This is a genomic window from Frigoribacterium sp. AP1 (assembly GCF_056680555.1).
Map to the genome: position 1 here is coordinate 2,766,817 of NZ_CM155288.1, position 21,031 is coordinate 2,787,847.

Annotated in this window: 17 protein-coding genes; 9 read left to right on the forward strand and 8 right to left on the reverse strand. The window is 73.3% G+C overall.

Annotation, left to right across the window (positions count from 1 at the left end; genetic code table 11):
* Positions 1 to 33 precede the first annotated feature (33 nt).
* On the reverse strand, positions 34 to 1,566 hold the full coding sequence (locus AC1MBW_RS13155; protein ID WP_480024761.1) for an MFS transporter: 1,533 nt from the start codon (positions 1,564 to 1,566) through the stop codon (positions 34 to 36).
* A gap of 74 nt (positions 1,567 to 1,640) precedes the next feature.
* On the opposite strand from AC1MBW_RS13155, the gene AC1MBW_RS13160 reads away from it, so the two are divergent.
* Together AC1MBW_RS13160 and AC1MBW_RS13165 are read left to right on the forward strand one after the other, a co-directional pair.
* A complete protein-coding gene (locus AC1MBW_RS13160; protein ID WP_054147566.1) occupies positions 1,641 to 2,297 on the forward strand; it encodes a TetR/AcrR family transcriptional regulator in 657 nt (218 codons plus the stop codon).
* Between the two features lie 110 nt (positions 2,298 to 2,407).
* Positions 2,408 to 4,942 carry a glutamate--cysteine ligase gene (locus AC1MBW_RS13165; RefSeq protein WP_480024762.1) on the forward strand — a complete coding sequence of 845 codons (2,535 nt, stop codon included), beginning with the start codon at positions 2,408 to 2,410 and terminating at the stop codon, positions 4,940 to 4,942.
* 52 nt (positions 4,943 to 4,994) lie between these two features.
* Here AC1MBW_RS13165 and AC1MBW_RS13170 read toward each other — a convergent pair whose 3' ends face one another.
* Positions 4,995 to 5,351 carry a hypothetical protein gene (locus AC1MBW_RS13170; protein WP_054147568.1) on the reverse strand — a complete coding sequence of 119 codons (357 nt, stop codon included), beginning with the start codon at positions 5,349 to 5,351 and terminating at the stop codon, positions 4,995 to 4,997.
* Positions 5,352 to 5,450: 99 nt separating this feature from the next.
* On the opposite strand from AC1MBW_RS13170, the gene AC1MBW_RS13175 reads away from it, so the two are divergent.
* Both AC1MBW_RS13175 and AC1MBW_RS13180 read left to right on the forward strand, forming a co-directional pair.
* Positions 5,451 to 6,710 carry a hypothetical protein gene (locus tag AC1MBW_RS13175; protein ID WP_480024763.1) on the forward strand — a complete coding sequence of 420 codons (1,260 nt, stop codon included), beginning with the start codon at positions 5,451 to 5,453 and terminating at the stop codon, positions 6,708 to 6,710.
* Between the two features lie 92 nt (positions 6,711 to 6,802).
* Entirely contained in the window at positions 6,803 to 7,570 is a 768-nt protein-coding gene (locus AC1MBW_RS13180) for a hypothetical protein (protein ID WP_480024764.1), read from the forward strand.
* A gap of 42 nt (positions 7,571 to 7,612) precedes the next feature.
* Here AC1MBW_RS13180 and AC1MBW_RS13185 read toward each other — a convergent pair whose 3' ends face one another.
* On the reverse strand, positions 7,613 to 8,326 hold the full coding sequence (locus tag AC1MBW_RS13185; protein WP_480024765.1) for a response regulator: 714 nt from the start codon (positions 8,324 to 8,326) through the stop codon (positions 7,613 to 7,615).
* The gene (locus AC1MBW_RS13190) at positions 8,323 to 10,083 is read right to left on the reverse strand and encodes an ATP-binding protein (protein WP_480024766.1); all 1,761 of its coding nucleotides are present in this window, start codon (positions 10,081 to 10,083) and stop codon (positions 8,323 to 8,325) included. The genes AC1MBW_RS13185 and AC1MBW_RS13190 overlap by 4 nt, the downstream gene beginning before the upstream one ends.
* Positions 10,084 to 10,256: 173 nt before the next feature.
* Here AC1MBW_RS13190 and AC1MBW_RS13195 point away from each other — a divergent pair, with 173 nt between their 5' ends.
* From AC1MBW_RS13195 to AC1MBW_RS13205, 3 genes are all read left to right on the forward strand, one after another.
* Positions 10,257 to 11,834, forward strand: a complete 1,578-nt coding sequence (locus AC1MBW_RS13195) for a cation:dicarboxylate symporter family transporter (protein ID WP_480024767.1) — start codon at positions 10,257 to 10,259, stop codon at positions 11,832 to 11,834.
* Between the two features lie 205 nt (positions 11,835 to 12,039).
* On the forward strand, positions 12,040 to 13,041 hold the full coding sequence (locus tag AC1MBW_RS13200) for a zinc-binding dehydrogenase (protein ID WP_480024768.1): 1,002 nt from the start codon (positions 12,040 to 12,042) through the stop codon (positions 13,039 to 13,041).
* Positions 13,038 to 14,627, forward strand: coding sequence for a flavin-containing monooxygenase (locus tag AC1MBW_RS13205; RefSeq protein WP_480024769.1), 1,590 nt, complete (start codon positions 13,038 to 13,040; stop codon positions 14,625 to 14,627). The genes AC1MBW_RS13200 and AC1MBW_RS13205 overlap by 4 nt, the downstream gene beginning before the upstream one ends.
* 81 nt (positions 14,628 to 14,708) lie before the next feature.
* Here AC1MBW_RS13205 and AC1MBW_RS13210 read toward each other — a convergent pair whose 3' ends face one another.
* Both AC1MBW_RS13210 and AC1MBW_RS13215 read right to left on the reverse strand, forming a co-directional pair.
* A complete protein-coding gene (locus tag AC1MBW_RS13210; protein ID WP_480024770.1) occupies positions 14,709 to 16,832 on the reverse strand; it encodes a RecQ family ATP-dependent DNA helicase in 2,124 nt (707 codons plus the stop codon).
* Positions 16,833 to 16,934: 102 nt separating this feature from the next.
* Entirely contained in the window at positions 16,935 to 17,456 is a 522-nt protein-coding gene (locus AC1MBW_RS13215) for a DoxX family protein (protein ID WP_480024771.1), read from the reverse strand.
* Positions 17,457 to 17,535: 79 nt separating this feature from the next.
* On the opposite strand from AC1MBW_RS13215, the gene AC1MBW_RS13220 reads away from it, so the two are divergent.
* Together AC1MBW_RS13220 and AC1MBW_RS13225 are read left to right on the forward strand one after the other, a co-directional pair.
* Complete coding sequence (locus tag AC1MBW_RS13220) at positions 17,536 to 18,567, forward strand: alcohol dehydrogenase catalytic domain-containing protein (RefSeq protein WP_480024772.1); 1,032 nt, start codon at positions 17,536 to 17,538, stop codon at positions 18,565 to 18,567.
* Positions 18,568 to 18,672: 105 nt separating this feature from the next.
* Entirely contained in the window at positions 18,673 to 19,056 is a 384-nt protein-coding gene (locus AC1MBW_RS13225; RefSeq protein WP_480024773.1) for a cupin domain-containing protein, read from the forward strand.
* A gap of 387 nt (positions 19,057 to 19,443) precedes the next feature.
* Here the strand turns inward: AC1MBW_RS13225 and AC1MBW_RS13230 are convergent, their stop codons facing one another.
* Both AC1MBW_RS13230 and AC1MBW_RS13235 read right to left on the reverse strand, forming a co-directional pair.
* Entirely contained in the window at positions 19,444 to 20,253 is an 810-nt protein-coding gene (locus AC1MBW_RS13230; protein WP_054146540.1) for an alpha/beta hydrolase, read from the reverse strand.
* Positions 20,250 to 20,921, reverse strand: a complete 672-nt coding sequence (locus tag AC1MBW_RS13235) for a TetR family transcriptional regulator (RefSeq protein ID WP_480024774.1) — start codon at positions 20,919 to 20,921, stop codon at positions 20,250 to 20,252. The genes AC1MBW_RS13230 and AC1MBW_RS13235 overlap by 4 nt, the downstream gene beginning before the upstream one ends.
* Between the last annotated feature and the right edge of the window lie 110 nt (positions 20,922 to 21,031).

Sequence of the window (21,031 nt, forward strand, 5' to 3'; positions counted from 1 at the left end):
GGAGGCGCGGGTCGTCTGCGCGAGGGGGTCGCGTCAGTGCACGGGGACCGGCGCGTCGACGGCGGGCGAGGCCGAGGCGTCGACGTCGTCCGACTGCGGGACGCGGCGACGGAACAGCAGGGCCGCGACGACCGCGCCGACGGCGAAGAACCCGGCTCCCCACCAGTACGCCGTGGCGTAGCCGGCGACGGCGGCCTCGGCCGCGACGGCCCCGGTCGCCGGCAGGTGGTCGGCGACGTAGTTCGCCGCGGCGGTCGCCGCCAGGGTGTTGAGCAGTGCCGTGCCGATCGACCCGCCGACCTGCTGGCTCGTGTTGACCATGGCCGAGGCGACGCCCGCGTGGCCGCGGTCGACGCCGAGCGTGGCGGTCTGGATCGACGCGGGCATGATCGAGCCCATGCCGAAACCGAGCACCATCAAGGCCGGCAGCACGTTGGCGGCGTACAGGCTCTCGAGGTCGAGCCGGGTGAGCAGCAGCATGCCGACCACGCCGAGGGTCATGCCGAACGGCACCATGATCTTGGGCCCGAAGCGCGGCACGAAGACGTTCGTCGACAGCTGGGCCGCGAGCACGAGCATCGCGATCATCGGCAGGAAGGCCAGGCCGGTCTTCGTCGGCGTGTAGCCGAGCGAGGTCTGCAGGTAGTACGTCACGAACAGGAAGATGCCGAACATGCCGGCGCCCGCGATGGTCACGGACGCGTAGGCGGCCCCGCGGTTGCGGTCGAGCACGATGGACAAGGGCAGCAGGGGGTGCTCGGCACGGCGCTGCCACGCGACGAACGAGGTCAGCAGCATGACGGCCGCCGCCAGGAAACCCCAGGTCAAGGGCGAGTCCCAGCCCTGGGTCTCGGCGTTCGAGAAGCCGTAGACCAGCGAGAAGAGCGCACCCGAGACGAGCAGCGTGCCGGGCACGTCGAGCTTCGGGCGCGGGCCGGTGCGGGTCACGTGCGACACGAAGATCGCGGCCCCGACGATCGCGACGGCGGCGATGACGACGTTGATGTAGAGGTTCCAGCGCCACGAGGCGTACTGGGTCAGGAACCCGCCGAGCAGCAGGCCGATGGCCCCGCCGGCACCGGCGATCGCGCCGAAGACGCCGAACGCGCGAGCGCGCTCCTTGGGGATGATGAAGGTCGTGGTCAGCACGGCCAGGGCGGTCGGGGCGAGCAGCGCGCCGAACGCACCCTGCAGGGCGCGGGCGAAGACGAGCAACCCGAAGGTGCCGGCGGCGCCGCCGAGGGCCGAGGCCAGGGCGAAGCCGATCAGGCCGATGATGAACGTGCGCTTGCGGCCGATCAGGTCGCTGACGCGGCCGCCGACGAGCAGCAGGCTGCCGAAGGCGAGCGAGTAGGCGGTGATGATCCACTGCCGGTCGCCGTCCGAGAAGCCGAGGTCGGTCTGGGCGGCGGGCAGGGCGATGTTCACGACCGTGGAGTCGAGCACGACCATCAGCTGGGCGAGGGCGACGGTGGTGAGGGTCCACCAGCGCCGTGACGAGGGAGGGGTGGGGGAGGACGAGGAGGCGCGGGTCGCGCCGTCAGGGGAGGTGGAGGCCTGAGACATGAGCGCGAGCATATACGAGTCCCGCCAGTTTCGGATACAGGCAGTTTCGTAAACATCCGATGTAGAGTCACCCCATGACCGACAGGGAAGGCGCGGCGACGACGCCCGCCGAGACCGACCCCGCGACACCCTCGCGACCGGGTCGCAAGCGCGACCACAGTCGCGACCCCGAGATCCTCCGCTGCACCATCGACGTGCTCGCCGAGACCGGCTTCGAGGGCATGACCATCGAGATGGTGGCTGCCCGCGCCAAGGCCGGCAAGGCCACGCTCTACCGACGCTGGGCGTCCAAGGGCGAGCTCGTCGTCGACGCGGTGGCCTGCCTCAAGCAGGGTGCCGTCGACCTCGACGGCCTGCCCGACACGGGCACGCTGCGCGGTGACCTCGTGGCCATGATCAAGCCGCACAGCATCGACGACGCCGAGAAGAAGATGCGCGTCATGGCGGGCGTCGTCACGATGCTCTCGACCACGCCCGAGCTCGCCGAGGCCGTCGACGCCGCGATCGTCCAGCCCCGCGCCGAGGCCAACCGGCTGCTGCTGCGCCGGGCCCTCGAGCGAGGCGAGATCGCGGCCGACACCGACATCGAGGCGCTCGCCCTCGTCACCCCGTCGATGGTGTCGTACCGCGTGCTCGTCCTGCGGAAGCCCGTCGACCGCGACTACCTCGTGGGGCTCATCGACGGCGTGCTCCTGCCCGCCGCAGGGGTGCGCCAGACCGCTCGGGTCTGACTCCGCGGCCGACCGGGCCCGCGCCTCCTCGCTGCTCCCGTGGGGTTCCGTTCATGTGAAATCCTCATGAAGAGGCGGGCAGAACCGGGTCACGCCCGTACTGTGCAGGCATGAGCGCAGAGCTGACGCTGGGGGCCGAAGAAGAGCTGCACCTGATCGACCTCGAGACGGGGCGTCTGTCGGCCCGTGCACCGCACCTCCTGACGCGGCTGCCCGCCGACCGGTACGGGGCCGAGTTGCAGCGCACCACGATCGAGACCAACGTGCCGGTCGTGACCACGCTCGACGACCTGCGGCGCGAGATCCTGACCCTCCGCCGCGACCTGGTCGAGGTGACCACCGCCGAGGGACTCGCCATCGGCGCCGTCGGCACGGCCCCGCGCAGCGAGTTCGCGGACTTCGAACTGACGACCTCCGGACGCTACGGACGCATGCACGAGCAGTACCGCCTGCTCGTCGACGAGCAGCTGATCTGCGGACTGCAGATCCACGTGGGGGTGGCCGACCGCGACCTCGCCGTGCAGATCGCCGGACGGATCGCCCCCGTGCTGCCGGCCCTGCTCGCCCTGAGTGCCAGCTCGCCCTACTGGAACGGGCAGGACACCGGCTACGCGAGCATCCGCTCGCTCATCTGGCAGCGGTGGCCGAGCGCCGGAGCGACCGGGCCGATGGCCGACGCCGCCGAGTACGACCGGCTGCTCGCCGACCTGATCGCATCGGGCGTCATCGCCGACAGCGGGATGGCCTACTTCGACGTCCGACCCTCGAGCCACGCGCCCACCCTCGAGCTGCGCACCTGCGACGCCTGCCCTCTGGTCGACGACGCCGTGTTGATCGCCGGCCTCTACCGTGCCGCGGTGCGCCGGGCCGAGACGGACGTCGAGGCCGGTCGACCCGCCGAGCACCGGGCGGCTCCGCTGCACCGCGCCGCGATGTGGCAGGCGGCGCGCAGCGGGCTCGGCGGCGAACTGCTCGACCTCGAGCAGCACCCGTCACGGCTGCCCGCGGCCGAGGCCGTCCGGCAGCTCGTGGCCCGGTTGCGCCCGCAGCTCGAGGAGTTCGGCGACTGGCAGACCGTGAGCGATCTCGCCGAGGCCACGCTCGCCCGCGGCAACTCGGCCGACCGACAGCGCGCCGCCTTCGCCGAACGGGGACGGCTCGACGACGTGGTCGACCTGGTCGTCCGCGAGACGCACGGCCCCGCCGCCGGGCTCGACGCCCCGGCGCCGACCCTCGTCGGGTACCGGTTCCGCGCCGGCGACGAGGCGATCGGCCCGGGGCTGCACCCGCGCCCGGCCTACCGTGACGTGGCCGGGTTCTTCCAGGAGCTCGGCGCGACCGAGGCGCACGCCCGGTCCGTCGCGCGAGACGCCTGGTGCGAGCGGGCCGGCCTCGGATTCGGCGTGGGCGGCGACCACCGGGCGTTCCACTGCGACCTCGTGCCCCGCATCGTCACGCGGCACGAGTGGAGCCGGCTCGAGGCCGGTCTGACGCAGCGGGCCCGGGCGATCGAGGCGTTCCTGCGCGACGCCTACGGCGAGCGTCGGGTCGTGGCGGACGGCGTGCTGTCGCACGAGCAGGTCGTCGGGGCGGCGGGCTGGCGCGACGAGGCCACCCGGCTGCCCGCCGACGCCGTGCGGGCGGCGGTGCAGGGCTTCGACCTGGTGCGCGACGAACTGGGTGGCTGGCGGGTGCTCGAGGACAACGTCCGGGCGCCGAGCGGGGCCGCGTTCTCCCTCGCGGTGCGGCGGCTGCTCGACGAGGTGGTGCCGGACGCTCCGCGGCCGGCGGGGTTGCTCGACCCGACGAGCGTGTTCGCGGTGCTGCGGGCGACGCTGCTGGCGCACGCCGCGCCTCCTCGGGGCGGAGGCGACCCGGTCGGCGCGGTCCTCAGCGAGGGTCCGACGAGCCCGGCCTGGTACGAGCACCGCACCCTCGCCGAGGGCGCGGGGCTGCTGCTGCTGCAGGCCGACGACGTCGAGGTGGAGGAGGCGCGGGTCGTCGAGCGCAGGACCGGCACCGTCGTCGACGCGCTCTACCTGCGTCTCGACCGCGAGCTCGTCGACGTGCACGCGCCGCACGACCCGTTGCTCGGCGAACACCTGATGGACGTGGCGGCGGCGGGCGGCGTCCTGCTGGCCAACGCCCCCGGCAACGGGCTCGCCGACGACAAGGCGATGTACTGTGCCGTGCCGGACCTCATCTGGTACTACCTGGGCGAGCGTCCGCTGCTCGAGTCGGTCCCGACCTACCGGACGGGCGACCCGGCCGAGCGGCTCGCGGTGCTCGACCGGGTGGGCGAGCTCGTCACGAAGCCGGTCGACGGCGAGGGCGGCCGGGGCGTCCTGATCGGGCCCTCGGCGAGCGCGGCGGTCGTGGCCGAGCGTCGGGCCGAGATCGCCCGCGATCCGTCCGGCTGGGTCGCGCAGGAGGTGGTGAGGCTGTCCTCGCACCCGACCCTGACGGCGACCGGGCTGCAGCCCCGGCACGTCGACCTGCGCTGCTTCGTCTACCTCACCGGCACCGGGGCGGGCGAGAGCGTGCTCGCCGACCTGGGGCTCACCCGCGTGGCGCCCGAGGGCAGCATGATCGTCAACTCGTCGCAGGGCGGGGGCGCGAAGGACACCTGGATCGTCGGCGGCTGAGTCGCCGTGAAGACGTCGGGAGGCGCGGTGTGGGCCCGTGCCCCGGCACCGGTCAGAAGGGTCCGGCGGCCTTCGCGACGGCCTCGAAGAGGGCGGTGGTGTCGTCGTCGCGGCGTTTGACCGACGTGCCGATCGTGCCGCCGGGGGAGTGGACCTCGGCCGAGACCCGGCTGCCCTTCTCGGACGGGGTGAAGTCGAGGCGGACGGTGTCCGTACCACCTGCCGAGGCCGACCGGCGGAGCAGCGTGGCCCCCGTCTCGTCGGCGTCGCCCAGCGAGAACGTCGGGCTCGCCTGCAGTGCCCGGCGCACGAGCCCGGGCAGCATGGCCACCGGCAGCTTGAGGTCGAGCGACGCCCGGGTCACCTCGGGGTCTCCTCGGACGATCTGGGGTCCCTGTGCGTCGGCCATGATCGGAGCGTAGTGCCGACGGACGGCGCCGTCGATCCTCTCGCACGGCGTTCCGTGAGGATCACTCGTCGGTGGGGGTGCTTCCCCTACGCTGACTCCATGACTGAACCGACCCCTCTGCCTGCTTCGGGTGGTGTCCGGCTGCCCCCGCCTCCCTCACCCGACGAGATGCGGGCGACGAGCGAGCGCATCGACGAGCTGGCCCGGACGGCCGAACGGCGGGGCATCGACGACACCGACGCCCAGGCCGACCTCTGGGACGCGCTCTTCGCCCTCGACCGCTGGTGGTTCATCGCCCGTGGTGAGCTGCCCGACGTGCAGCCGCTCGTGGTCGACGTCGACGGACGTCTCATGGTCCTGGCCTTCACCTCGCCCGAGCGGGCGCGGCAGCACGGCCTCGCGCGAGGACTGTCGGAGGAGGAGGCGGGCCGGCTCCTCGCCCTGCCGTCGAGCGGCTTCGTCGACGATGCCGTCGCGCGGGAGCGCACCGGCGTGTTCGGCGTCCTCTTCGACGTCGAGGGGAAGGGGCCCTACGCACCCCTCGGCGCACTCGACGCCATGCGCCGCTTCGGCCTCGACCGGCAGGCGCGACGGTCGCCGGGTGCCGACACCTCGGCGCCCGCGGCGCCCGCAGCCCCGTCGGCGTCCACAGCATCTGCCGCGCCTCCGGCATCCGGTGCCTCGGCCGGCCCGGACCGTTTCGCCCTGCCGACCGACGCGCCGGTGCTCGTGGTCGCCCACGACGGTCGGCGGCTCCGACGGCAGCTCGTCGGTTCCGGGATCGGCGTCCTCCTCGCCCTCGCCCTGCTGGCCGCCCTCGTGACGTGGGCGGTCGCCAGCACGGCGCTGCTCTGGATCGTGGTCGCCCTCTGGCTCCTGCCGACGCTGCTGCCGATCGCGACGTTCTCCGAGTACGTCGGGGCCGTGCGTCACCGGGGCCGGTCGTCCCTGTCGGTCCACGCGTCCGCGGTCGTCATCGACGGCAGCGTCGTCGTGCCCTGGGACTCGGTCACCCGGGTGAGCTGGGTCGACGGACCGGCCGGCACCCTCGCCGGCGCCGGGGGGCGACGGATGCGACGACTCTCGATCGTCGCTCGCCTGTTCGCCATCGGCGACGGCAAGCGGCTCGTGAACTTCCACCTGCGTGACCACGACGAGGTGAGCCGTCACGCCGGCAGCGAGGGGACGACCCGCCTGGTCGATCCGACCCGTGCAACGCCGTCGCTGCCGGCGGACGCCGCGCACGCCTACGTCGTCCTCACCGACGCCCTCGGGTCGAAGGACTTCGCCGCGATGACCGTGGTGCTGCAGCGCCTGGTCGAGGCCCGCGGGCTCGGCTGGTCTCGCGCGGCCGAGTAGGCCGCAGACGACCGAGGAGCCGGGCGCGGGGTCGCGTCGGGCACCGCCTGCGCACCCGGGCCTCACCCGGCGGGCCGCCCTACGCTGGGGCGATGCCGAGTTCCGACCCGTCCGACCCCCGCCACCCGTCGAGTCCTCGCGGCTCGTCCGGCACCGCCGCGCTCACCTGGGGCGTCGTGCTGCTCGCGATCGCCGTGATCGGGTCGCCGATCGGCGCGTCGGTGCTGCTCGTCGGACTCGTGGCACCCGGTCGGCAGTCGTCCGTCGACGTCGTGGTCGCCCTCGCGGTGGTCACCGTCCTGGTCGCCGGCGGCGTCGTGCTCGTGAGAATCGGGCTGGGTCAGCGCCGTCGAGCCCGGCTCGAGAAGGTCGTCGACCGGGCCGCCCCGCCAGCGGGACCGACGCCGTCGACGCGCCCCGCGCCTCCTCGGGTCGCTCCCGGCGGCGCGGCACCGGTCGTCGTGCCGCCCCCTGCGGTCGATGCGACACCGGTGCGGACCACGGCCGTCGTGGTCGACGATCCGGTCGCCCTCTGGCGCTCGGCGTTCCGGCTCGAGGCCTGGTGGTTCGTCGACCGCGGCACGGCCGGGGCCTCGAAGCCCTTCGCCGTCGTCGACGAGGGCACCCCGACCCTGCTCGCGTTCACCTCGCCCGAACGCGCCCGGGACGCCGCCCTCGCCCGCGGCCTCGACGCGTCGTCGGCCGACCGCCTGGTCTGGCGTGCGCCCGCCGACTTCGTGGCGGACGTCGGCACGTACACCCGTGCCGGACTGAGGCGTCTTGCCCTCGACCCCGACCAGCACGGGGCGTCCGGCACCCTCGCGGTGCTGCCCGAGATCGCACGACTCGTCCGGCGCTGAGCTCCGGGCGTCCGCCGAGCACCGTCGGGCATTCCTGGCCCGTCAGTTCCAGCGGTAGCCGTGCTCGGGTCGCCCGGGGCTGCCGTAGCGGGGTTCACGGGTCGCCGCCCCCGTGTCGGCGAGGTGCTCGAGGTACCGGCGCGCCGTCACCCGCGACACCCCCGCGGCATCGGCCACCTCACCGGCGGACGGCGACCCGCCTCGACGCAGCACCGCGACCACCTGCTCGAGCGTGGCCGGGGCGAGGCCCTTGGCCAACGCCGGTGCCGGTGCCCGGCGCAGGGTGGCGAATCCGGAGTCGACGTCCGACTGGGTCACCTGCCCCTGCCCGGCGGCGAGCGAGTCGCGGAACGACCGGTAGGCACCGAGCCGGTCGGCGAAGGTCGCGAAGGTGAACGGCTTGATCAGGTACTGGACGATGCCGAGCGACACCGCCGTGCGCACGACGGCGGCGTCGCGCACCGCCGTGATCGCGATGACGTCGACGGTCGAACCCGCGGAGCGCAGCGCCCGGCAGAGCTGCAGGCCGTGTGTGTCGGGCAGGTTCATGTCGAGCAGCACGAGGTCGAGGCCGGCTCCGCCCGGCCCGCCGGCCGCGCGGACCGCGTCGAGGGTCTCGCGTCCGTCGCGGGCCCGGCCGACCACCTCGAAACCGTCCAGCCGCTCGAGGTAGGCGACGTGCGCCTCCGCGGTCAGGGGCTCGTCCTCGACGACGAGCACGCGCACCCGGTCGCCGGACGAGGAGGCGCGGGTCACGACCGCACCCCACCCCGACGTCGGGCGGTGGCGTCGGCGTCGTCCGGCCGTCGGTCGGGCAGCAGCACCGAGAAGGTGGTCCCGTCGGGTCCCGTGGCGACGTCGAGGCGACCCCCGACCCGACCCACGGCCTGACGCACGAGCGCGAGGCCGATGCCGCGCCCGCCCGGCGCCGCCGGCTTCGTGCTGAACCCGCGGCGGAAGGCGAGCTCGACGTCGCCCAGTCCCGGACCGTCGTCCTCGACGTCGAGCTGGACGCCGCCCTCGACCCGGGCGACGGTCACCTCGACCCGCGGCGATCGGGCCGGGGGAGCGGCGGGATCGAGAGGGGCGCCGTCGAGCGTCGGGGCGACCGCGTCGAAGGCGTTGTCGACGAGGTTGCCCAGGATCGTGACGAGGTCGCCGGGCTCGACGTCGATCGTCCCGAGGTCGGGCTCGACGTCGACGCGCAGCTCGATCGACCGTTCACGGGCCTGCGCCGCCTTGCCGAGCAGCAGGGCGGCGAGCGTCGGCTCGTCGATCGAGGCCACGACCCGGTCGGCGAGTCGCTGGCCGAGGTCGAGCTCGTCGGCCGCGAACCGGAGGGCTTCGTCACCGCGCCCGAGTTCGATCAGCGACACGATCGTGTGCAACCGGTTCGAGAACTCGTGGGTCTGCGAGCGGAGCGCGTCCGAAAGGGTGCGCATCGTCTCGACCTCGCCCGTGAGGTGGGTCAGCTCGGTGTGGTCGCGCAGGGTCGTCACCGTCCCGAGCGTGCGCCGGGAGCGCGGGCGGGCCGCGCCGGTCACCGACGCCGCGCCTCCTGCCGGTGCCGCGCCTCCTCGACCGGTCGCGGGCGCCGGGCGGGGCGGGCCGTCGGTGGGCTCGGTGAGCTCCTGGTTGACGACGAGCACGCGGTCGTCGGTCACGTGCACCTCGTCGGAGGCGCGGCGTCCGGAGGCGAGCAGCTCGCGCAGCGAGGCGGGCAGCTGCAGCTCGGCGAGCGGGACGGGAGCGTCGATGCCCCCGGGTGGCAGGTCGAGCAGTTCGGCCGCCTGGTCGTTGTAGAGCGTCAGCCGGCCGCGGTCGTCGACGAGCACGAGCCCCTCACGCACCGAGTGCAGCACCCCCTCGTAGTAGGAGAACATCCGCGCGAGCTCCTCGGGGCCGCGACCCCAGGTGACCCGCCGCAGGTACCGGCTGAGCAACCACGAGACGACGCCGCCGAGCAGCACGGTCGCCCCGGCGGCGGCGAACACGAGCGGCAGCCGCTCGCCGACCGACTGCGTGATGGTGTCGACCGTGACCCCGGCCGAGACGAGGGCGACGACCTCGCCGTCGCTCTCGATCGGCACCACCGCGCGCACCGACGGACCGAGGGTGCCGGCGTACGTCTCGGTGAACGACTCCCCGCGCAGGGCCGGCGCGATCGTGCCGACGAACGGGCGGCCGATCTCGTCGGGATCGGGGTGCGTCAGACGGGTGCGATCGGGCCGCATGATCGTGACGAAGTCGGTCGACGTGTCGCTCATCAGGGCCACGGCGTAGGGCTGCAGACGGGCGCTCGGGTCGGACGTCCCGAGGGCGTCGACGACGTACGGGTTGTCGGCGATCGAGGTGGCCAGGGCCAGGCAGGCCCGCGCGGCGGAGCGGTCGGCGTCGTCGCGGGCCGAACGGACCGTCCAGGCCGTCGCGAGCACGGTCACGGCGACGACGAAGACCACGAGCAGCGCGAACAGCCGGGTGGCGATGCTCCACCGGGTGGGATCGACGGTCATCTCGGGCGGGCTCCTCGCTGCGCTGCGGCCGGGCTCCATCATGACGCACGACCGGCGCGACCAGTATGACCACAACGTCGACGCCCACCCGGCGACCGACCAGAGTCGCGGCAACGAACCCCGCACGACCGTCGACGACGACGCCGCCGGTCACGAGCTCGAGGAAGACCCCCATGGCAAAGACGCACAAGGGCCCGCAGACCCCCACCCCCGGCGGAACGACGACGGCGGGCGGCGTCCGCGCCCGACGTCGGATCGACCGCTCGCACTGGCTCTACATCGCGGTGATCGTGGCCGTCGCGGCCGGCATCGTCGTCGGCCTCACGGCCCCCGAGGTCGCCGTGCAGCTCAAGCCGATCGGCACCGCCTTCGTCTCGCTGATCTCGATGATGATCGCGCCGGTGATCTTCTGCACCATCGTGCTCGGCGTCGGCTCGATCGCCAAGGCGGCGACGGTCGGCAAGGTCGGCGGGCTCGCGCTCGGCTACTTCATCGCGATGTCGACCTTCGCCCTGGCGATCGGCCTCGTGGTCGGCAACCTGATCCACCCGGGCGAGGGCCTGATGATCGGCTCGACCGGGTACGAGGCGCCCGCCACCGACGAGGCCGGTGGCACGGCAGGGTTCCTGCTCGGCATCATCCCCGAGACGCTCGTGTCGTCGCTGACCAGCGGCTCCATCCTGCAGACGCTGTTCGTGGCGCTGCTCGTCGGCTTCGCGCTGCAGCGCATGGGCGATCGCGGCACGACGATCCTCGAGGGCGTCCGCAACCTGCAGGTGCTGGTGTTCCGCATCCTCGCGATGATCATGTGGGTCGCCCCGATCGGTGCCTTCGGCGCCATCGCCGCGGTCGTCGGCGAGACAGGGGTCGCCGCCATCGTGGCGCTCGGCACCCTGATGGTCGCGTTCTACATCACCTGCATCCTGTTCGTCGCCGTCGTGCTCGGGACGATCCTCAAGCTCGCCACGGGCGTCAACATCTTCCGGGTGATGAAGTACCTCGGACGCGAGTACCTGCTGATCGTCTCGACGTCGTCGAGCGAGGTCGCTCTACCCCGCCTCATCGCCAAGATGGAGCACCTCGGCGTCTCGAAGCCGGTCGTCGGCATCACCGTGCCCACCGGCTACTCGTTCAACCTCGACGGCACGGCGATCTACCTCACCATGGCGTCGCTGTTCATCGCCAACGCCATGGGGACGCCGCTCAACGTCGGCGAGCAGGTCTCGCTGCTGCTGTTCATGATGATCGCCTCGAAGGGGGCCGCGGGCGTCACGGGGGCCGGCATCGCCACCCTGGCGGGAGGCCTGCAGGCACACCGCCCCGACCTGGTGGACGGCGTCGGCGTGATCGTCGGCATCGACCGGTTCATGTCCGAGGCGCGAGCGCTGACCAACTTCACCGGCAACGCCGTCGCGACGATCCTCGTCGGAACGTGGACCAAGCAGATCGACAAGGACCGCGTCGAGACCGTGCTGTCGGGTCGTGCGCCCTTCGACGAGGCGACCATGAACGCGGACGGGCACGGCGCCTCCTCGGCCTCGGTCTCCGACCCGGCCGACCCGGCCGACTCGGCCGACCGGGCCGGAGCGCGCCTGCTCGACGGACGCACGGGTGGGCTGGGCTCGCTCGAGGGCACCTCGCCCGACCGCATCTCGACCGGCTCGCTGCACGCCATGGTCGGCACCGACGGCCGCCGGGCCGAGGAGCACCTCGCCGACGCCCCCGCCGACGACGAGCCCCGCCGCGGGTAGGGCGCGGCTCGGACCCCAGGAAGTCACCGAGACCCCCGTGCGCGTGCGGGGGTCTCGGCGCGTTCCCGGGGTCTCGCCGTCCGCCCACCGGACCGCCGCGGGTGCAGTGTGCAACATCGGCGGGGACGGCGTACCGTCGCACCCGATGTGCGGTCACGCCCCGCGGTCAGAGCCGACCGACCGGGCCCCGCAGGACGGAGCCACCATGCTCGCCGGACGCCTCGACGTCAGCACCCGCCACTTCTCGGTCACCGAGGTGCCCACCCCCGACGCCGGCCCGGGGCAGGTGCGCATCGCCGTCGCCGCCGCCGGCGTGTGTCTCAGCGACGTGCACCTGATCCAGGGTTCGCTCACGCCGCTGCACCTGCCCGGCGACACCGTCACCCTCGGCCACGAGGTCGCCGGCACCGTCGACCAGGTGGGCGAGGGCGTCACGCACGTCGCCGTCGGGGACCGCGTCCTGCTGCAGGCCGGCGAGGAGCGCGACGGTCAGGTCCACACCCGCGGTGTCGACTACGACGGCGGCTGGGCCGAGTTCGCCGTGGCCCGCGCCGACACGGTCGTGCCGATCCCCGACTCCCTGCCGTTCGAGCAGGCCTGCTTCATCCCCGACGCGGTGTCGACACCGTGGGCGGCGCTCACCACGACGGCCGACACCCGGCCCGGCACGGCGGTCGGGGTGTGGGGCATCGGCGGCCTCGGCGCCCACGCCGTACAACTACTCGCCCTGCTCGGGGCCGCGCCGATCATCGCCGTCGACCCCCTGCCGGGTGCGCGGGACCGGGCCCTCGACTTCGGCGCCGACCTCGCACTCGACCCCGCCGACCCGGACTTCGCCACGGCGCTCGGCCGCGCGACCGGTGGCCGGGGCCTCGCCCGGGCCTTCGACTTCGCCGGCGTGCCCGTCGTGCGTGAGCAGGCCATCGCCTGCCTCGGCTACCGCGGACGCCTGACCCTGGTCGGCCTGTCGGACAAGCCGATCACGATCACCGACGGCACGAGGTTCAGCTTCCTGCAGCAGCAGGTCCTCGGCCACTACGGCTCCGAGCCTGCCGACGTCACGACGCTCGTCGCCTTGACGGCCCGGGGGAGGCTCGACTTCTCGAAGTCGGTCAGCGCGACCGTGCCGTTGGCCGAGGCCGAGCGGGCGGTCCAGATGCTCGAGCGCAAGGAAGGCGACCCGATCCGGATCGTGCTGGTCCCGTGAACGACGCGCCCCGCGCCTCCTCGGCTCCGAACGAGGGCAACGATCGCCTCGCCGAACACGTCGACCTGCTCGTCGTCGGGGCGGGCCTGTCCGGTGTCGGGGTGGCGGCCCAGTTGCGCCGTGACTTCCCCGGGCGCAGCCTGGCCGTCGTCGAGGCGCGCGACGCGGTCGGCGGCACCTGGGACTTGTTCCGCTACCCGGGTGTCCGCTCGGACAGCGACATGTTCACCCTCGGTTACGGGTTCCGCCCCTGGCGCGACCGGCGGGCGATCGCCCCGGGAGCAGCCATCCGCGACTACGTCCGCGACACGGCCGACGAGACGGGCGTCGCCGGGCTCATCCGCTTCGGGCATTGCGTGGTCGCGGCCGACTGGTCGTCGGCCGAGGCCCGGTGGACCGTCACGATCGAGGTGGCGAGCGCGGCGGGGGCGGACGGCTCGTCCGCCGCCGCCCGCGAGGCGTCGAGCGTAGGAGGCGCGGGCCCCGCCCCGGCGTCCCGTCGCGTCACGGTCACGTGCTCGTTCTTGTTCGTCTGCTCGGGCTATTACCGCTACGACGAGGGCTGGTCGCCCGCGTTCCCGGGGCAGGAGTCGTTCGCCGGCCGCGTCGTGCACCCCCAGCACTGGCCGGAGGACCTCGACGTCGCGGGGAAGCGCGTCGTGGTCATCGGGTCGGGGGCGACGGCGGTGACGCTGGTGCCCGCCCTCGCCGAGAGTGCCGAGCAGGTGACGATGCTGCAGCGGTCGCCGACCTACGTGCTCTCGCTGCCCTCGCGTCGGAAGGAGCCCCGGGCCTGGCGTCGGCTGCTGCCGCAGGCCGTCGACGACCGGCTGATCCGGTGGCGCAGCATCGGCATGGCGCTGCTCAGTTTCCAGACGAGTCGACGGTCGCCCGAGAAGATGAAGGCGTTCCTCCGGGCCCAGGTGGCTCGGCGCCTGCCGGACGACTTCGACGTCGACCGGCACTTCCAGCCGAGCTACGACCCGTGGGACCAGCGCCTCTGCATCACCCCGGACGGGGCCCTGTTCCGGGCGCTGCGCTCGGGGTCGGCATCGATCGTGACCGATGACATCGATTCGTTCACCCCCGGCGGCGTCCGGGTCGCGGGTCGCGACGGCCAGCGGGCTCACGAGGTGCCCGCGGACGTCGTCGTCACGGCCACCGGGCTCAACCTGCTGTTGTTCGGCGGCATGCGGTTGTCCGTCGACGGGGTCGAGGTCGACCCGGCGACGCGGCTGACCTACAAGGGATTCATGCTCTCGGGGGTGCCGAACCTGGCGTTCGCGATCGGCTACACGAACGCGTCGTGGACGTTGAAGATCGACCTCGTCGTGCACTACGTCGCCCGGCTGCTCCGTCACGCCGATCGCCACGGGTTCCGATCGGCCGTGCCGGTCGCGCCGGCGCGGCCGGGGCCGACGAGCCCTCTGATCGACCTGACGAGCGGCTACGTCTCGCGTGGGGTGCACCTGATGCCCCGGCAGGGTTCGCGGTCGCCCTGGCGGATGCACCAGAACTATCCGCGCGACGTCTGGCTGATGCGACACAGCACCCTGACCCGGGACGGCATGCAGTTCGGTCGTTGATGCTCGTCGACGGCTGAGCGGCCTGCGGCGTCGCGCCACTCGTCGCCTGCGACCCGGGAGCCCCGGACGAGGTCATGGGACTCAGCCGACCACCGCGAGGGCGAAGGGAAGGACGGCGGGGGCGCCGGCGCGGCGCAGCTCCCGCCCGGCCACCGTGACCGTCCAGCGGCTGTCGACCAGGTCGTCGACGAGCAGCACCGGGCCGGTCACCTCGGCGAGGGCTGCGGCCAGCTCGGGGCCGACCTCGAACGACTGCCAGACGTCGGCCAGTCGGTAGACGCTGTTGCCGCCCTGGCCGCGACCGGCCGAGGGGCGGGCGCTGCCGAGCGTGCCGAGCAGCGGCAGCCGCCCGACAGTGCTGATCGCCTCGGCGAGGGACCCGACGAGCTGCGGCCGTGACGTCGACGGCATCGCCACGACGCCCACGGGCCGCTCGGCCCACGGCCACTCCTTCAGGACCCGCACGACTCCGTCGAGCAGGTGCTTCGACAGCGGAGCGTCGGGGGCGTTCGCCGCGAAGACCTCGCGCAGGGTGTTGCCCCACCCGAGGTCGGTCAGTCGGGCGAGCGCACGACCCGGCTCGACCCGCTCGCCGTCGGGGATCTTGCCCTTGACGGCCACTCCGGCCCGGTCGGCACCCGTGGGCCACTGGGCCCGGGGGTCGATCTCGACGCCGACCCGGTCGAGCGTGTTCGCGGCCGACGTCGCCGCCTCGCCGGCGATGTCGGTCGGGTACCAGGCGCCGGCGCAGACGTCGCACCGCCCGCAGGGCTCGGCGGCCGGGTCGTCGAGGTCGACCTGCAGCATCTGCATGCGGCAGGTCTCACCGCGTTCGAACGCGAGCATGGACTCTTGCTCGTCCACCCGGGCGCCGGCGATGCGGTCGTAGCGTTCCGCGTCGTAGACCCAGGGCTCGCCCGTGCTCACCCAGCCGCCCTGCACCCGGCGGACGGCGCCGTCGACGTCCAGCACCTTGAGCATGAGTTCGAGCGGGGTGCGCTTGACGTCGACCCGCGCCTCGAGGGCGGGCGTCGACAGGGGCGTCTCGCCCAGCTCGGCCAGCACGGCCGCCGCCCGTGCCTCGGACGGCATCGACGCCGTGGCGAAGTACTGCCAGATCTCGGCGTCCTCGGTGCCGGGCAGCAGCAGCACGTCGGCGTTGTCGGTGGCACGACCCGCCCGGCCGATCTGTTGGTAGTACGCGACGGGCGACGACGGCGCGCCGAGGTGGATCACGAAGCCGAGGTCGGGCTTGTCGAAGCCCATGCCGAGGGCGCTCGTCGCGACCAGGGCCTTGAGGTCGTTGCCCTTGAGGCGCTGTTCGAGCTGTTCGCGTTCTTCGGGGTCGGTGCGGCCGGAGTACGACCGCACGTCGTGCCCGGCCTCGCGCAGCAGTCGGGCGGTGTCGTCGGCCGCCGAGATGGTGAGCGTGTAGATGATGCCGCTGCCGGGCAGGTCGGCGAGGTGGCTCAGCAGCCACCCCAGACGGTCTCGCGAGGTCGGCAGCTGCAACACCCCGAGACGCAGGGAGGCGCGGGCCAGCGACCCACGGATCGTCAGCACCTCGTCGCCCGGCCCCACGGCGAGTTGCTCGGCGACGTCGGCCACGACGCGGGCGTTGGCCGTGGCGGTCGTGGCGAGGACGGGCACGCCCGTGGGCAGGGTGCGGATGAGGTCGGCGAGGCGACGGTAGTCGGGTCGGAAGTCGTGGCCCCAGTCCGAGATGCAGTGCGCCTCGTCGACGACGAGCATGCCGAGCCGGTCGATGAGGACGGGCAGCTGCTCGTCGCGGAACCGCGGGTTGTTGAGTCGCTCGGGGGAGACGAGCAGCACGTCGATCTCGTCGTCGACGAGCTGCTGCTGGACGTCGGACCACTCGTGGGCGTTCGCCGAGTTGACGGCGACGGCCCGCACCCCGGCCCGGGCGGCGGCGGCCACCTGGTCGCGCATCAGGGCCAGCAGGGGCGACACGAGCAGGGTCGGGCCGGTGCCGCGTCGGCGCAGCAGCAGGGTGGCGATGAAGTACACCGCGGACTTGCCCCACCCGGTGCGCTGCACGACGAGGGCCCGGCGACGATCGGCGACGAGGGCCCGGATGGCCTCGAGCTGCCCGTCGTGGAAGACGGCGTCGTCGCGCCCGGTGAGCGCGCGCAACAGCTCGAGGGCCTCGGCGTCGATGTCGGTCGCGGTGCTCGTCGGTGTCATGCGCCCATGGTCGCAGAGCCCACCGTCACCCGCCTGACGGACGGAGGGCGCGACCGCCCGTCGCCGGGTGGTCGCGCCCTGGGGACGAGGCGAGGAGGCGGGTCAGCCCTCCGAGGAGTCCGAGCCCGGCTCCGCCGGGGGAGTCGCACGCTTGCCCAGCTCGACCGCGACGAACGAGGCGGCGACTCCGGCGACGAGGGCGAAGACCGTTCCGCCGGCGCCCCACGACTTCTTGCCGAAGAGCTGGTCGACCGACGGCCCGCCGGGGCCGGAGGCCAGGGCGGCGGCGGCGGCGATCAGGACGGCGTTGTACTCGTAGCCGCCCTCGGTCACCCACGGACCCTTGGCGAGGTGCACCTTGCGGACGGCGGTGACCATCGTGCCGACGATGCCGGCGGCGGCGAGCGGGGTCGCCGCGCCGAGGGCGAGGGCGGCGCCGCCGGCGGTCTCGGTGACGGCGACGAGGCGGGCGTTGCGGGCTGCGGGGTGCATTCCCGTGCCCGCCATCATCTGCTCGGTGCCGGCGAGACCCGGCCCGTCGAAGGCGCCGGTCAGCTTCTGGAGTCCGTGGCCGACGAAGAAGCCGCCGACGGTCAGGCGGAGGAGGGTGGATGCGAGGCTCATGCACCGTTCCTACCCGGTGTGGGCCCTCATCGTCCGCGGTGGGGGTGTCCGGTCCGCCCGCTCGTGTCAGGATCGGGGGATGCGCGCCGTTCAGTACGACCAGTTCGGGTCGGTTCCGACCATCGTCGACCTCCCGGCACCCGTGCCGCCGGCTCACGGTGTCGTGGTCCGCGTCGCGGCCACGGGGGTGTGCCGGAGCGACTGGCACGCCTGGAAGGGCCACGACGACTCGGTGCGCCTTCCGCACGTGCCGGGTCACGAGTTCGCGGGCGTGGTGACGGCCGTCGGCGCCGACGTCGCCCGGGTCGTCGTCGGGACCCGCGTGACGGCCCCCTTCGTCTTCGCGTGCGGCACGTGCGACCAGTGCCGTGCCGGAGCCACCCAGGTGTGTTCCCGTCAGCAGCAGCCCGGCTTCACGCTTCCCGGGTCGTACGCCGAGTCCCTGGTCGTCCCGCACGCCGACGTGAACGTCATCGCCCTGCCGGACGAGGTCGGATTCGTCGAGGCGGCGGCGCTCGGCTGCCGATTCGGCACGGCGTACCACGCGCTGCACGCCCGGGCGCGGGTCGAGGCGGGGGAATGGGTGGCCGTCTTCGGCTGCGGTGGAGTGGGTCTCTCCGCGGTCGCCGTGGCGGTCGCCGCCGGTGCCCGTGTCGTGGCGTCGGACATCTCCCCGGCAGCGCTCGAGCGGGCCGCGGCGCTGGGCGCCGAGGTCGTCCCGATGGACGATCTCGCCGTCGACCGGGTGCGAGCCCTCACCGGCGGAGGGGCAGACGTGGCGCTCGACGCGTTCGGCAGCCGGGTGACGTCCGCGGCGTCCGTGGCGTCCCTCCGACCGAGGGGTCGGCACGTCCAGGTGGGCCTGCTGCTCGACGACGAGGCCGCCCCGGTGATCCCGATGGGCCGCGTCATCGCCGACGAGCTCGAACTGCTGGGCAGCCACGGCATCTCGGTGGGCGAGTACGCCGCGATGATCGACGACGTCGTCGCGGGTCGACTGCGACCGCAGGAGTCCATCGGCCGCACGATCACCTTCGACGACCTGCCCGACGCCCTGGCCGCCATGGACCGGCCGGCGGTCACGGCCGGCATGACGGTAGCCGTGTTCTGACCCGACCCACCTCAGCCGCCGCAGGTCGGCGATGCTCAGCCGGATCAGGCAGAGCATGCCGATCGGCGTGAAGTACGAGTCCGCCTGTCCGGGGAGAATGGCCCCATGACTGCTCTCCAGGGAATCGACGTCGCGGCCGAACTCCGACAGGTGACCGACCATTGGACGCCTCGGGTCGTCGGGCAGGTCAACGACCAGTACGTGAAGGTGGCGAAACTGCTGGGCGAACTCGTCTGGCACGCCCATGACGCCGAGGACGAGATGTTCTTCGTCGTCTCGGGCACCCTGCGCATCCAGCTCCCCGACGACCACGAGGTGGTGCTCACCCCGGGCCAGTTCTACGTCGTCCCGCGGGGCGTGCGGCACAACCCCGTCGCCGACGAGGAGGTCGAGATCGTCCTCGTCGAGACCACCACGACGGCCCACACCGGTGACGTCGTCGTCGACCGCACCGTGCCCGTCGACCGCCAGGTCGGCGACTTCCGCTGACTACGCCCCCGAGGAGGCGCGGGGCGCGTCCTCGAGGACGGCGCGAGCGACCCTGTCGACGGTGTCGAGGACGAGGGCGTCCCGGGCGGCGGCGTCGTCCCGCGGCGGGCACCCACGTAGTCGACGATCCCGTGCTCGCGCACGACGTCGGCGGGAGCGTCGCCGTGGCCACGGTAGGCCTCACGGTCCGCGGTGCCGAAGCGCGGGTCGAAACCCTCCGCCGCCAGTTCGGCCACCTCGACCGAGCCCGGGGGCAGGGCCTCCTCGAGTAGCCGGGCGATGCCGACGGTCAGGGAGTCGTGGTCGGGGTGGGCGGCGACGATGAGCGTGTTCACGGCGACCAGTCAAGCCGGACCCCCTGGAGACCCGTCGGCAGGGCAGGGCAGGCTAGCCGCCGCGGGTCCACTCCGCGACGAGCGCGACGGCCTGGGCGTACTCGGCCAGCCCGGGCCGGTTCAAGAACGCGTGGCGGGTGCCCGGCAGGACGTGGTGCCGCACGTCGACCCCCGCGTCGGCGAGCTCGACGGCGAAGAGGTCGCCCGAAGCGCGCATGTTGTCGCGCTCGGCGTTCACCACCAGTGTCCGGGGGAAACCCGAGAGGGTGTGACCGCCCGGGAAGGCGAGACGGTCGGCCAGTGCACTGCGCGACCCGGTGTAGTTGCGGTTCATCGCATCGAGGGCCCACCTCGCGTGGCTCAGGCCACGGTGACCACGGGACCGGTGGTGCACCTCCGCCACCCGGGGGTGTGCGGCGTGGAAGAAGCCGTAGGCGAAGACGGCGCCGTTCGGAGGACGACCGTCGTCGATCGTGCGGAGGGTGGCCGCCGCGGCCAGACACGCCCCCGCACTCGCGCCTCCTACGATCACACCCCCGGGCGACCGGTCGCCCACCTCGCGATAGGCCGACAGGACGTCCTCGAGTGCCCCCGGGTACCGCACCCGGGACGGCATCGACCGACCGGCCACGAGGCCGAGCCCCGGGGGAGGCGCGAGACGGTAGTCCACCGTCGCGACCCTCACCCCGCGTGCGGCGAGCGACCGAGCGACGTCGTGCGCCTCCGGCTGGTCGAGCCCCCCGCGGAAGAACCCGCCGCCGTGCAGCCACAGCAGCGTCGGCCCGGGCGACCCCGTCGACCCCGGCCACGGCTCGTACCAGCGGACGGGCACGGCGGACCCGACGGGGACGATGCCGCTCACGCGGGGTCGACCGCGTCGCCGGGCAGGATCAGCAGGTCGAGGTGGTCCTGCAGCTGCTGCACCACGTCGATGCGTCCCGGGTCGAGCAGCCACTGCAGCTGGATGCCGTCCCACAGGGCCACGAGTCCGGACGCCGCCCGGTCGGGGTCGACCCCGGGGCGCAACCGGCCCCGCGCCTCCAGGGCTCGCAGGGCGTCGCCGTACTCGGCACGCAGACGCTCGAAGCGTTCGCGGACGTAGCCGCTGCCGGGGTTGTCGGTCGTGACCGCCTCGCCCGCCAGCACCGCGTACAACGCGATGAGCCCGGGCACCGTCCTGTTGTGCCGAGCCTGCCCGAGGACGGTCTCGACCAGACCCCCACAGTCCGGAGGCGCGGCCGAGCGGTCCGAGACCGCGTCACGTCGCTCGAGCACGGCGAGCAGCAGGGCGCTCTTCGACGGGAAGTAGTGCAGCAGGCTCGTCTGGCTCATGCCGACCACCTCGGCCACGTCACGGAGGGAGCCGCCGACGTAACCCTTCGTCGAGAACACCTCGAAGGCCGCGTCGACGATCGAGGCCCGCCGCTCGGCCGACTTCGCGTACGGCCCGCGGCGCGCGGGACGAGCGGAACCGGACGGGCCCGGGCCTCCGGCCCCTGAGGCACTCGCGGGGGGGCCGATGGTCGTCATGATCGGCCACTCTACGACCTCCCAGGCACCCCGCAGGTGAAAATCGAACGACCACTCGAATTTGTGTTAGCGTCACTCACGCCACGGCCCCACGACGAAGTGAGATGAAC